Source organism: Paenibacillus catalpae, from assembly GCF_900112695.1.
Lineage (GTDB): Bacteria > Bacillota > Bacilli > Paenibacillales > Paenibacillaceae > Pristimantibacillus > Pristimantibacillus catalpae.
The window spans coordinates 1,528,260-1,540,660 of the sequence record NZ_FOMT01000001.1; the positions used below are offsets into that span (position 1 = coordinate 1,528,260).

The 12,401-nt window shown below is 46.9% G+C and carries 12 protein-coding genes; 1 reads left to right on the forward strand and 11 read right to left on the reverse strand.

Going from position 1 to position 12,401, the window contains the following annotated elements:
* Positions 1–11 precede the first annotated feature (11 nt).
* The gene (locus BM200_RS06575; protein ID WP_091182807.1) at positions 12–1,046 is read right to left on the reverse strand and encodes a LacI family DNA-binding transcriptional regulator; all 1,035 of its coding nucleotides are present in this window, start codon (positions 1,044–1,046) and stop codon (positions 12–14) included.
* Between the two features lie 287 nt (positions 1,047–1,333).
* Between BM200_RS06575 and BM200_RS06580 the strand changes: the two genes are divergently transcribed.
* Positions 1,334–2,125 carry a glycerophosphodiester phosphodiesterase gene (locus tag BM200_RS06580; protein ID WP_091182810.1) on the forward strand — a complete coding sequence of 264 codons (792 nt, stop codon included), beginning with the start codon at positions 1,334–1,336 and terminating at the stop codon, positions 2,123–2,125.
* Between the two features lie 87 nt (positions 2,126–2,212).
* On the opposite strand, the gene BM200_RS06585 is transcribed toward BM200_RS06580, so the two are convergent.
* The 10 genes from BM200_RS06585 to BM200_RS06630 form a co-directional block, all read right to left on the reverse strand.
* The gene (locus tag BM200_RS06585) at positions 2,213–2,638 is read right to left on the reverse strand and encodes a Fur family transcriptional regulator (RefSeq protein WP_091182811.1); all 426 of its coding nucleotides are present in this window, start codon (positions 2,636–2,638) and stop codon (positions 2,213–2,215) included.
* Between the two features lie 194 nt (positions 2,639–2,832).
* Entirely contained in the window at positions 2,833–4,035 is a 1,203-nt protein-coding gene (gene cntE, locus BM200_RS06590) for a staphylopine family metallophore export MFS transporter CntE (protein ID WP_091182815.1), read from the reverse strand.
* A 25-nt stretch (positions 4,036–4,060) separates the two neighbouring features.
* Complete coding sequence (locus BM200_RS06595; RefSeq protein WP_091182817.1) at positions 4,061–4,804, reverse strand: ABC transporter ATP-binding protein; 744 nt, start codon at positions 4,802–4,804, stop codon at positions 4,061–4,063.
* Positions 4,782–5,612, reverse strand: coding sequence for a staphylopine uptake ABC transporter ATP-binding protein CntD (cntD, locus tag BM200_RS06600; protein ID WP_091183561.1), 831 nt, complete (start codon positions 5,610–5,612; stop codon positions 4,782–4,784). The genes BM200_RS06595 and cntD overlap by 23 nt, the downstream gene beginning before the upstream one ends.
* A gap of 7 nt (positions 5,613–5,619) precedes the next feature.
* Positions 5,620–6,507 carry a staphylopine uptake ABC transporter permease subunit CntC gene (gene cntC, locus BM200_RS06605; RefSeq protein ID WP_091182820.1) on the reverse strand — a complete coding sequence of 296 codons (888 nt, stop codon included), beginning with the start codon at positions 6,505–6,507 and terminating at the stop codon, positions 5,620–5,622.
* Positions 6,507–7,439, reverse strand: coding sequence for a nickel/cobalt ABC transporter permease (gene opp1B / locus BM200_RS06610; protein WP_091182822.1), 933 nt, complete (start codon positions 7,437–7,439; stop codon positions 6,507–6,509). Before opp1B ends, cntC begins: the two co-directional genes overlap by 1 nt.
* Positions 7,440–7,492: 53 nt before the next feature.
* Positions 7,493–9,112, reverse strand: coding sequence for a staphylopine-dependent metal ABC transporter substrate-binding lipoprotein (gene cntA, locus BM200_RS06615; protein ID WP_091182824.1), 1,620 nt, complete (start codon positions 9,110–9,112; stop codon positions 7,493–7,495).
* Positions 9,113–9,129: 17 nt separating this feature from the next.
* On the reverse strand, positions 9,130–10,425 hold the full coding sequence (locus tag BM200_RS06620) for an opine metallophore biosynthesis dehydrogenase (RefSeq protein WP_091182826.1): 1,296 nt from the start codon (positions 10,423–10,425) through the stop codon (positions 9,130–9,132).
* Positions 10,422–11,246: a class I SAM-dependent methyltransferase gene (locus BM200_RS06625; protein ID WP_091182829.1), complete on the reverse strand. Its 825-nt coding sequence runs from the start codon at positions 11,244–11,246 to the stop codon at positions 10,422–10,424. The genes BM200_RS06620 and BM200_RS06625 overlap by 4 nt, the downstream gene beginning before the upstream one ends.
* Entirely contained in the window at positions 11,209–12,093 is an 885-nt protein-coding gene (locus BM200_RS06630; protein WP_091182832.1) for a histidine racemase CntK family protein, read from the reverse strand. Before BM200_RS06630 ends, BM200_RS06625 begins: the two co-directional genes overlap by 38 nt.
* Positions 12,094–12,401 lie beyond the last annotated feature (308 nt).

A 12,401-nucleotide genomic window follows, 5' to 3' on the forward strand; every position in this document is an offset into this window, starting at 1 on the left:
TGACCAGCGTTCTATGGATATATTGGCGCCGGCGGGGCGCAGGAGCCGCGTATTACGAGCTCCGACGGTACGAGCACCCGCTTGACGGATTTCTCCGCTGTGCCGAGCTGCTCGAGCAGCAGCCGAGTCGCCTCGGCTCCCAGCCGGTCGGCATGGAGCCGAACGCCCGTGAGCGGTGGCGAGAATTCCGGAGAGAGTACGGAATCGTCGCTGAATGCGAATACCGACAATTGCTCCGGTATGCGCAGTCCGAGCTGCTCCGCCGCCTTGTATACGCCGAGTGCCATCGTGTCGGTATCGGCGATAACGGCCGTCACGTCCGGCGAAGCCGCTAAAGCGGCGAGCGCCGATTCGTAGCCGAAGGCATGCGAGGGCGAGTCTTGCAGCGGCTTGTACAGCATCCGCCCTGACTTCGGTTCGAGACCCGCCTGCCAGAAGGCCGCGGCATAACCCGCGCCGCGATCCGCCGATACGGTGCTTCCGGCGGGAGCGTTCAGGAACAGGATGTCCCGATGCCCGAGATCCAGCAAGTACCTCGTCACTTGAGCCGCCATGCCAATGTTGTCGTTGTCGACGTAACTGACCTTCCCTTCGTAGGGTCCCGGGGGGCGGCCCACAATGACAACGGGCAGGCCGATATGGAACCGGTCCGCGATCCGCTCATCCCCTTCGAGGGGATCCAGCAGGATCTCGCCGTCGACCGGATCGGAGGCGATGTGCTCGACCCGGCTGAGGTACGCGGGTGACAGGGTGTTAACGAGAAGTCTGTAGCCATGCTCGTAGCAGACGCGCAGCACCCCGTTCATTAGAGACAGGTGAAATTGGCCAAACTGGAACGATTCGCCCCGGATATTCAATCCGAGTATACGCGTCGAACGGTTGACGAGGCTTCTCGCCCAGTAATTCGGCTTATAGTGCAGCGCTTTGGCCGCCGCGAGAACGCGCTCGGTCACTTCTTTGCTGATGGGCCGCTTCCGGCTGAATACGTTCGAAACCGTGCCCTTGGATACGCCGGATGCCTTCGCTACGTCGTCGATGGTAGCCAAAAATCGTCGAACCTCCCTTTCATTGTCTTGCTCCGATGCGTGAACGGTAGATACCATTCTGAATATAAGCTTAAACCGGTTTTGTAAAATTCGTTTTAAATATATGATTATTTTTTGTAAATTCGGGATTTTCCATAATTACTCACGCATATCCAGATAGTTTTGGGTATATTTTCCCATTAAATAGGATAAAAGTAGCATTAAACCGTTTTAACAAATTCTTATCCTTTCCGGAGGCATATACATGCTACAATGAACCAATCTTGATCCGGAAAGGATGCTGAAGCATGAAGAGAGGTACGATGTTCAAGGGATTAAACGGAATTGCCGTAGGGGCACACCGCGGCGCATCGGCGTATGCGCCGGAGAATACAATGGCTGCATTTGAACGCGGTCTGGCTTGCGGGGCGGATCTAATCGAGCTCGACGTGCAACTGACGAAGGACGGTGAAGTCGTCGTCTTTCACGACCTGACGGTTGACAAAACGACGAACGGACATGGTCCGTTGCATGATTATACGCTTGCGGAGCTTCGCGCGCTTGATGCCGGCTCGTGGTTCTCGAAGGACTTTACCGGCGAGCTTGTTCCAACGCTTGAGGAGGTGCTTGCCTGGGCGCGGGACCGAATCCGCCTCAGCATTGAATTAAAGCAGCCGGCGGATCGTGAAGACCCTGCCCTCGCCCACCGGACGGCCCGGCTTGTCGCCGAGCACGGCATGAACGGTCAAGCGCAGATAATGTCGTTCCGGCATGATCTGGTGAAGGCCGTACGCGACATGAATGCGGACGTTCTGACGGCCGCGATCTGCGCGCGCGAGGTCGACAAACCAATCGAGCTGCTTGAGGAGCTCGGGGCGCAAATCTTGAATACGCCGCTTCAGTTTCTATCCAAGGATCGGGTTTCGCAGCTGCACGACCGCGGCTTCTACGTCTACGGCAGCATGTCCGACGATCCTGCCGTATTCGTGCAGCTGATGGCGATGGGCGTCGACGCGATGGATACGAATGTGCCGGACGTAATGGTCGAGCAGCGCCGGAATAACCGTACTGGCGAGGTCTCGATCGGCGCATCGCAGTAAACCGCTTGAAAGAGGAAGCAAAAGCAAAAAAAAACCGCTCGGCCGTGCGCGATGCACGGACCGGAGCGGTTTTTCGTATTTGTATAGCTAAACTTGGCATTCTTCACATAGGCCATAGACTTCAAAACGATGACGCAATATTTTAAAATTGCCGGGAAGTTGTACGCCAAGCTCCATTGGACAATCTTCAAATGCGAGTGTTTTTTCACAGTTGACGCAAATTAAATGATGATGGTGATGGGAATTGCAGCTTTCCCGGAATTTCAGACCGCCGTCAATAAAATAAAAATGCTCCAGTACTCCCATCTCGCTTAACATACGAAGGTTTCGATAAACCGTGTCAAAACTGACGTTTGGGTAATAGTTGGATAATTGGTCATATACGTCTTTCGGCGATAAATAACCGTCATGGTCGACAAAAATTTGAGCCAATCTTTTTCGCTGCTCGGTAATTCTCCAGCCATGCCTGGACATGGTATTTACCATTTCCAGTACTTTGCTGTGCTTATCCATAAATTTCCGTCTTCCTTTCGTTGTTATGCTGTTTTCGGTATATATACTAGTTTTAAGCATACCAAATAAACAGAAATTATTTCAATACATGAGCTAAGCCGGCTCTCCTCCCTGCGATTCCAATACAAAAAGCAGCCAAAACCTGCTAGACAGATCCTGAACTGCTTCCTGATTTTATAAAATCCTCCTGTGCTTTAGCTATCCAAAGTTGCCGCGCTGGACAATTTCCCCCGTCGGTCGTATGAGAAGACTGCCATTAAGACACCGAGAAAAGCACAAATCAAATACATAACGGAAAAAGAAGTTAGATCCGCAAGCGGACCCATTGCGGCACCTCCCATCGAAACTCCCAAATCTGCCATAGCGATAAATAAGCCCAGAAGCACATTGCGTCCCTGCTGCGGAAGCACGAAGGACAAATAGGTTGTTAACGTCGGATATAGCAGCGCTTGAGAGATTCCCATTAAACATGCGCTTATATAAAACAAGATTGTCCCGCCCCAGACAGAGCCGCTTACGCAAACGCCAAGCGATGAAGCTGCTACAATAAGCGCAATGGTCATGACATAACCAGCATGCCATTTTCCATCAGACGGGATTCTTTTCCTCAGGAAGAACCGGGCAGCTACAATGGTTCCTGCTTGCAACGTAAGGTATACAGCTGCGCTGCCGTTTGGAATCTCCGCGGCGTACAAAGGAATAAACGTAGTTATGGCTCCAAATACAATGGATGCGATTAGCATAATGACACTGCATCTAAATAAATAAGGATTGGTATACAGTTGGCTAAAGGATCGAAAGTGCGATACTCTCTGTTCCGTCGGTCCGGGTGCAGAAACTTGCGGATTGTCTATTCGAATGCTAAAACCCGCAACCCCCGTAAGGATGACAATAGCTAACATCGTCCATGCAAAAGAAGTCATTTCTCCAGACTGCCATATTCCTACCGCCAATAAGGGACCAATTACATTGGGGATTGAAGCAAATAAGGAATACAGGGAGATTCCTTGCGAACGTTCCTTATCCGGCAACGCATCAATAATGCCGAGCTGAAGAGCCATCGAGAAGAAGGCCGTACACGCTCCCTGTAGCATGCGAGCAAAGAAGTAGCCTTCCAGACCGGTAAAAGTATATAAAATCAGAGCCAATCCGTTAATAACGATGATTGTACGCAATACCTGAACAGGTCCCTTTTGTTGAATGATATGGCCTGCCCAAGGCCGGAGTAACATGGTTGTAAATAAGTACGCTCCCATTATGAGCCCAATTTCGGTATTGCTTGCCCCCAATGAATCTCCTTTTAAGGGGATAAGGACGTTTAGAATCGAATTCGCGCTAAAATATAATAGGGATAATAAATATAAACGCAGAAACGGCCACGACAAAGCACCTTTCAATGCCCCGCTCCTTTCTAATAACACGTTAATTAATAATCATCTGCAGCATCTTCCTGGCATAAGGGGATTGAACGTTATTTAAATGTTCAATGTTCACAATTTCCTCGACCTGACCGCTTCTCATGATCATGACTCTGTCGCATATAAAAGCTGCGGCTTTTATATCATGGGTTATAAAAATATAACCAAGCTTATCGTTTTCCTTGAGTTTTTTCAGTAATTGCAATACTTGCATTTGAACGGATCCATCCAAGGAACTAATCGCTTCATCCAATAGAATGCATGGAGATTCCGTCGCAATTGCTCTTGCGATGCATACTCTCTGGATTTGACCTCCCGATAACTCGTGCGGGTACTTATAGCGGCAAGACGGTTCCAAACCTACATGCTGCAAGAGATGATCGACTTTGCTTTGGTTGAACTTCCGGCTGCTTGTTTTCATATTCAGAGATTCCATAACAGCCTGTTCAACCGTAAAATAAGGGTTAATCGAAGAGGTATAGTCCTGGAATACAGCGCTTATCCTCCCCTTTCTGGCGCTTTTCCTTCCTATATCCTCACCTTTTAATAAGATCGTTCCTCTCTCGGGCTTCTCTATTCCCATTAGCAATCTTCCCAATGTGGACTTGCCGCACCCGCTCTCCCCAATAATGCCCAGGCATTCCCCTTGTTCGTATTGGAAGCTGATATTTTTCAATACTTGCTGCTTTTCACGAGAGAACATGCCGCCTTTTCTATAGGACATATTAACGCGATCCACGACTAACATAATCCGGCCCTCCCATTACCCTCCTAAAATGGTCATTAAGCTCCGTCTGCGAGGATACTAAAAACCGCGTATATTCATGCTTGGCTTCTGAAAACAAGATCGAGGCATCCCCTCGTTCGACAATGTTGCCGTTTCTCATCACGAGAACCTCGTCTGCCAGCCTTCTGACTACGCTTAAATCATGAGATACGAAGATCATGGAACACCCTATCTTCTCCCGTAAACGAACGAACTGTTCCATAACCTCGTATTTGGAGACGGAATCCAGTGCCGATGTTGGTTCATCCGCGATAATAATATCGGGTTCCAATACGATGGCCAAACTAATCATTACCCGCTGAAGCATTCCACCTGACAGCTGGTGAGGGTACTTATTCATGATCTCAACCGGGTCTTGCAGCCGTACGCTCAGCATCGCCTGCTTCATTTTCTCAACGATTTCGCTTCGATTCCAGCCATAATGGTGCATTAGCGTATCCCTTATGTGAACGCCGATAACACTCGTCGGATCAAAGGCTCGCATTCCGTTCTGCAGAATCATGTAAAGCTGCTTTCCCCTTCTTCGCCTCATTTCTTTCTCGGCAAGCTGGTTTAAACGGACTCCATTACATGAAATATCGCCGGATTGGCGGATCGTTTTTTTATTCAGTTTCATGATTGCTCTGCAGGTGAGAGATTTTCCGCTGCCGCTTTCGCCGACGATAGCCAAACAGCTTTCCGGCTTAAGCTCGAACGAACTATTCGGGACTAATACTTTTCCCGTAATGCCGTCCCAAATTCGCAAATTCGATACTTGTAGGATACTCATACTTGAATCAAGCCTTCCCATGCAGATTCGCCGCTTGGTATATTCCTTTTCCTTGCTTCTTCTTAGTGACAGACATTAATTTAGGATCCAAAGCGACTTGAAGCGCATCGGTAAAGAAATTGACGGCCGATACGAAAATAATGGTGGTTATCCCCGGTGCCAGCATCAATTCCGGTCTTGAGAACATGACTTGCCTTGCCTCATTCAACATCATTCCCCACTCTGCTTGCGGAGCCTGAACCCCCAAACCAAGAAAAGAAAATCCTGAAAGTTGCAAAATCATGGAGCTGAAGGCGCTGCTAGACGTAACCGCAATGTCCGGAAGCGAGACGGGCACGATATGCTTCCACATAATCCTGAAGCTGCCGACTCCCAAAGCCTTGGAGAACTTTATGTATTCTGCATTGGAATACTGCATAACAGAAGTGCGAATGATGCGCGCAAACCACGCCCATTTCATGAGCACGAATGCAAGGAGAATATTTTCCAGCCCCACCCCGAGAACGCCGATGATTGCCAGAGTCATCACGTACCCAGGGAAAGAAAGCGCGATATCGCAGACCCTCATCAAGAGGGCATCAATTTTCCCTTTGAAATATCCCGATATAAATCCTATGATGGTGCCTATTCCTAATGAAATGGCAAGTGTGACTAGTACCCAAAGAACACTGGGGCGGATGCCGTAAATTAATCGCGATAAAACGCAGCGCCCCAAATGATCATTACCCAGCAGATACTCCCAACTGGCAGAGGCAAATCTCAGTTCCATATGAACCTCTTCCGGATCGTTTGGTGCAATCCACGGTGCAAATACCCCAGCTGCTAACGTGCTTGTTATAATAAAGACGGACAGAAGAGCCAACCTATCCTTAAAAAGATAATGGAATCGTTTCATTACATATCTTCCCTTAATTTAGGATTTATCAGCGCGTTGATTATATCGGAAAATGTGTTGACCACAACAAAAGCAGCCGCCAATACGAGCACGTACGCTTGGATAATGGGGAAATCTCTGCTTAGAATCGATTTGACGCTCAGCATCCCGAGTCCGGGCCAAGCAAACAGATTCTCGATAACAACCGTACTCCCCAGAATGATTGGAATAGCCATGCAAAATACGGAGATGGCTACCTGCAAGGAATTCCTCAAGAGGCGAATCTTGATTCTGCCTTCAGGCAACCCGCATGCCCTGCCGAATAGCACATAATCTTCATTCAAATTAGCAAGCATAGCGCTCCTGACGATTCGAAAATAGATCCCCGCATAGTTTATCGTGATAACGCTGACAGGTAAAATATAGCTTTGAATGGAATCCATCCCGTTAGTCGGGAGCCAATCGAGTTTTACAGAGAAGTACCAGACTAACAGGGCTGCCAACAAGTAGGGAGGCATGGAAGTCAGGACAAACGCCACGCCTCTAATTGATTTATCTAAATTTTTACCTTCCGTTAACGCGCTGATCATTCCTAATCCAATAGAAAGAGCGATAACGGCTACTACCGAAATAATCGTTAATTGCAAGGTGTTCAAGAAGGCTGGCCCCAGCAAGGACCATACCGGCTTGCCCGTGACATAAGAGTTGCCGAAGTCTAACTGCAAGCAGGAAAGTAACCAGTCGAAATATCGGATAAGAAACGGTTGTTCCATTCCGAGAGCCCTTCTTGTCTCCGCTAGCAGCTCATCTGTTATTCGGGGTACGCCTTGCGCGTGAAGCACGACTTCGGCCGGATCCATCGGGGAAAGCGCATTTAGAACAAACGTTATAAAAGAGATGGTTAGCAGCAATGGAATCGCAAGCAAGGATCTCTTGAGGATATATCCGCCCATGAAATTCTCCTTCTTTATATAGAAAGGGGAAGTCCCGTTCTATTTAACATATCTTATTGGAAATACATTTGCTCGAACGGCAATTCGAATTGCGTTTGCTTAAAAGAGATGCCCTTCAAAGCTGTCGGAGCGACAACCGTCACGCTTCCGTTCGTAATCGGAATGAAGACGGCCTCGTCATGAACGATCGTTAATATATCCTTATAAAGTGACTTGCGGGTCTCTTCATCGGAAGATACCATGACTTCATCGATTTTTTTGTAAAGCTCGTCGGCTTGGGGGATTCCGCTTGTTGTATGGTAGTAGGCCGCTTCTGAGGTAAAAGAAGCAATCGTACTTTGCGGATCGTATGCAAGTCCCCAAGTTTGATTAAACAGCAAATCGTACTCTCCGGTTGATCGCCTGCTCGCGATAGAGGTGGATTCCTCTCCGAATAGATTCAATTGGAAGCCGATCTTCTTTAACGCGTTCTGAAGCATTTCTGCTTCTGCCTTTTGAGAGGAAGAACTGGCGTCGTAGTAAAGACTCATGATCAACTCTCTATTGTCTTTCTTTCTGATTTCGTCCCCAGCCTGCAAGGTCCAGCCTGCTTCATCCAGAAGCCTCATAGCGGTTTCTGCGTCATATGCCCTTTTCTTCAAATCAACGTTGGCATAATTGACATTGGATGAGAAGAGGGTTTCGGCAGGAGCCTCTGTCCCGTTAAAGAGCTCCCTGCTAATCGTTTCTCTGTCAATGGAATACCAAATCGCTTCGCGAACGGCTTTATCGGCTGCGGGACTTTCCAATCTGCTGCTATTGGCGACGATCATTTTCGTATTCATGGGTTCGCTTCTGATCAATTGAAATTCCCCGGTATCCGCCAGCATGTTCATGGCTTCAACATCTATGCTGTCCGCTCCCCGATCGTCCGTAAACACAAAATCAACTTCCCCCTTCTGCAAGGCCAAGAAAGTCGTCTCTCCTGCAGGTAGCACTTTTGCCGTAATTTTGTTCACGCGAGGCACGCCATTCCAATAATGCTCATTCGCTTCGAAAGCAGCATATTGATCGGTCTTGTGCTCAATTAATTTATAAGGACCCGTACCGTTAAAACCATTAACGCCGTCCTTCGTCTGGCCATTTATGAAATCATTCGGCGAAATGAAAACGTATGGCCTGGTCATGGACAGCTCAAGCAAGGTCGGATAGTAAGGCTCTGATAATACCAACTGTACGGTGTGCTCATCGATTACCTTCGTTTCCGCGAGCTTTGAGGATAGTTTAATCCAAGCATGCTTCGTTGCATTTTTTTGCACGGCATCGATGTTTTTCTTTACGGCTTCCGCGTTAAACGGAGCCCCGTCATGGAAGGTTACGTTCTTCCGGAGACGGAACGTATATACTTTGCCATCCTCCGAGATCTCCCATGATTCCGCCAGTAAAGGTTTAATGCCGTCTACTGTATTCTCAACCAATGATTCATATACGATGCCTTGTGCCGGCATCGATCCTGGATAGAGATGAGGGTTCATATCATTGATGTCTTTGGCCGTAGCATAGACCAGTTCCTTGGAGGGCACGGTATTTGCCTCCTTATTGGTGATACTGTTGTTGCTGCTAATCGAGCTGCATCCAGCTAATAATACTATCGCAAGCGACAGTGTAAACGGAATAAACCTTTTCTTAAACATTGCATTATCCCCCTGATCTACTTGTTCACGAATTCTTCGCCAATCCTGCGCCAGTCCTCTTCAAAGCTTTGAACGATAAAAGCATCGGACAACCGTTCATCCTTAAATTTTTGCAAGGTGTTTTCGATTTTACTTTCATAGGTCGCTATGAATTTATCGAGAGTCGGAGTGCTTGATCCGGTTATTCTAGCCATGCCCTGTATAATCTTGATCCGATAATAATCTTCTTTGGGCATACGAGGGATATCCCAGTACCCTTCTTTATTCACATAGATTTGCCTTATGGGGACAGCCGAGAAATCGAAATATCTCCCCTCTTGGTCCGGTTGAGAGAATGGATCTATCAACAAGGAAGCATATCGGACATATAACAAATATTCTTGGTGAATGGGACCAAAGCCGGTAAAATGATCGATATCATGACGGGACAGGCTCTCCGGTCGTACCGGATAATTATCGTCTGTCATAAATTTCAGCAGATTTACGGTACTTAATTTCATCTTTTCCAGCATGATTGAGATTTCTTTCCAATAGGAACGCATATCCCTGATGAGCTGTACCGTGATAGGTCCTTCGGGGTAAAGCTTATAAACGTATTTCTTCGCCTCTTCTTCTTTAAATACAACTCTTAATGAGTAATCATTCATGAACAGAGGCGGGTGCACGTATAAGGAGATGTTTCTCGATTCTGCTTCGATTGGAGAATCCATGACCTTCAGTGCCATTCCCAAATTTGCGTATAATTCTCGAAGTTTGCCGACGTTGGCAGATGGGAGCCGTGACGAGCCTGCATAAATCACTTTCTTGACTCCGGTCGTCTTCACTTGATTGGACGGCCTTTCATGAATCCACCTTGTATCGCCTAAGTAAGTAGAGAGGCTTATGACTTCCGCATCGGATTGAATTCCTTTTAAATAATGTCTCACCATGCTGTTTGATCCGAGAGTCGGAGAGATCAACATCATGCACCTTGCCTGCTTTAGGACCTGAACGTCGATTTGTCTGAGAACCTGTATGTATGCATCCGTAGTAACCGCCAATATAACGGTATCCCACTCCCCCGTTACGGCTGCATATCCATGAAAGACTTGCTCGAGCTGACACCTCCCTTCCAACCGCCGATGCTTATCATTTTGAACCACAACATTGATCCAATGATCGTTTTCATTTAATGCTTCGAAAAAGGGAGCCGAACGAACCGATTCCCGACCAGCGATTCCGACGCAACTCTTTAAATAGGTCTTTAACAATACGGCAATTTGAATGCTGACAGGTCCCGTGCCTAGAACTAAAACGCGATTGAAATCACTCATATAACCCTCCTATTCTCCGTGTTGAGTAAGTTTTTCTTATACAAGGCGACATCAAATACATGCTGAGGATGAATGATGGTATCGGTAAGCTCCCACTTCCGAGGATCCGCGTTTTGCTTCGGATAATTGAATAAAGACTTCAATTGGTCTCCGTATCTCATCGCCACGACCACATGCTCATTGGTCAAAGGGTGTAATTGGTCAAGCAAGTCATATTTAATGGCAACCGTTGAACTAAAGATGATATGGGTAACCTCTCTGATGTTTTCAATCTGATCCAGGAATTTGTTCTCAAGCTGGATTCTTAAATTTGCCCCCAGCCTATCGATCACCTTTCTCCCCAAAGCGATTGCCTCCTCATCGATATCGATGCCAATCACTTCGGCTCCGGTTTGCTTCGCTATATAAAGTGGAGTCATCGGAAATGAACCCGAACCCACCAATAAAACCGTGGACTGCGAATGAACGCCGAATCCTCCAAATTCTTCTCTAATACTGGACTCGATATTGCGAAAGTAATCGGTTCTGTCAGCTTCGCCGTTCAACAGTCTCTGCGCTCGATACTTTTCCATCATGGCCACGCATAGAGCAGATGTTTTTCTTAACTCATCCATAAAAGTGATAAACTTGGAAGTCGCTTGCCGTTCAAGCTGTTCCCATTCGATTTGGTTGCTTTCATCGATAATGAAGGCGGAGTAATCGTTAATTGTCCTCTCTAATTCCAAGCTATTGGGAGAACTCCCCTCTTTTGGAGAAGCTAGGGCTAAGAACCTTCTATGAAAATCAACCAAGCACTGCTGAAGTCTGGTGGCTGTTTGCACTCCGTTCACTCCCTTCAAGTTCGATAAATGCTTTACCTTGTGCCACTATGCTTACAACGCCTTCGATAACAAGACTTGTTATTTCTTGTTCCGAGCAATCGGCCTTAACGAGAATAGTACCGCCAGGCTGGGCAACTTGGGAGGTAATGGCCCCGTTGTTCTTCCAAGATAAATAGGCACCTAATGAAGCCGTCCCGGATCCGCATCCTTTCTCCCAAACCATGCTGTCTAACTCCGGAAGATAAATGAGCGGAGCCATCGCATTCGATTTCGGTTCAAACAATAAAATGCCGATTAAGTTAGATCCCAATGTTAAGCCTAACAATCTGGCTAATCCTTCAGCTCTGCTCCTCCATACAGGACTGAATGATTCTACTTCAATCACAATATGAAAAAAGTTATCGTACCTCACAATCGCCATACTTAAATCCTCTCCATCGTACATAACGGACTTCTGTTCTACCTTGTTGGGAAGAGGCATCGTCACCTGACAACCATACTTTTCGTTGACTTTATTCACGCGGCAAGCGACTAAGCGTTCCGTTCCCGAACTCTCCAATGTGATCTCCATTGTGGCATTTGGTTGAAGACCGCTCTCGACAGCCAAATAAGCAGCCATGGCCATACACGCATTGCCGCAAAACTCACCTCCCGCCATTTGCAGGCTTGCGTCTGCTCCTTTTTTATTCGGCTTGTTGATAAAACCAACTTGTTCGGCATACACGCTGTCATAAGACATTAATCGTGAAGCAATTGGTATGTATTCTTCCATGGGATGAATTGTCTTTACAAGAATAGTCATATTTTGAGTCGGGTTGACTTTCACAAAATCGATCTCCTGTTTCATTTCACCAATCCCTCCGTTTAATTGTAATAATTACTACTAAACGGCATGCATATCCGAATTCAAGCCGTTTGTTCGCCATTAACACATGAACTGAATTTCTAAATACCTACCGAACCGCTTAATAGTAATTATTACGATATGAAGATACCAGTCATAGGTTATTTTTGTCAATCCTTTCTTTTGAAAATTTTCCGGCTCACTATAACATCACGACAAAACAAATGTTTTGGTTGACTAATATATATACACGACTATAATAAAAATGAACGGTCTGTCTTTTTTTGTTTCTATATACTTTCTGTAAGCCA

Bases quoted from the DNA above. Each gene is read 5' to 3' on its own strand.
- BM200_RS06580 (WP_091182810.1), top strand. From the start codon at position 1,334: ATGAAGAGAGGTACGATGTTCAAGGGATTAAACGGAATTGCCGTAGGG.
- BM200_RS06585 (WP_091182811.1), bottom strand. From the start codon at position 2,638: ATGGATAAGCACAGCAAAGTACTGGAAATGGTAAATACCATGTCCAGG.
- BM200_RS06595 (WP_091182817.1), bottom strand. From the start codon at position 4,804: ATGTTAGTCGTGGATCGCGTTAATATGTCCTATAGAAAAGGCGGCATG.
- cntD (WP_091183561.1), bottom strand. From the start codon at position 5,612: ATGAGTATCCTACAAGTATCGAATTTGCGAATTTGGGACGGCATTACG.
- cntC (WP_091182820.1), bottom strand. From the start codon at position 6,507: ATGAAACGATTCCATTATCTTTTTAAGGATAGGTTGGCTCTTCTGTCC.
- opp1B (WP_091182822.1), bottom strand. From the start codon at position 7,439: ATGGGCGGATATATCCTCAAGAGATCCTTGCTTGCGATTCCATTGCTG.
- cntA (WP_091182824.1), bottom strand. From the start codon at position 9,112: ATGTTTAAGAAAAGGTTTATTCCGTTTACACTGTCGCTTGCGATAGTA.
- BM200_RS06620 (WP_091182826.1), bottom strand. From the start codon at position 10,425: ATGAGTGATTTCAATCGCGTTTTAGTTCTAGGCACGGGACCTGTCAGC.
- BM200_RS06630 (WP_091182832.1), bottom strand. From the start codon at position 12,093: ATGAAACAGGAGATCGATTTTGTGAAAGTCAACCCGACTCAAAATATG.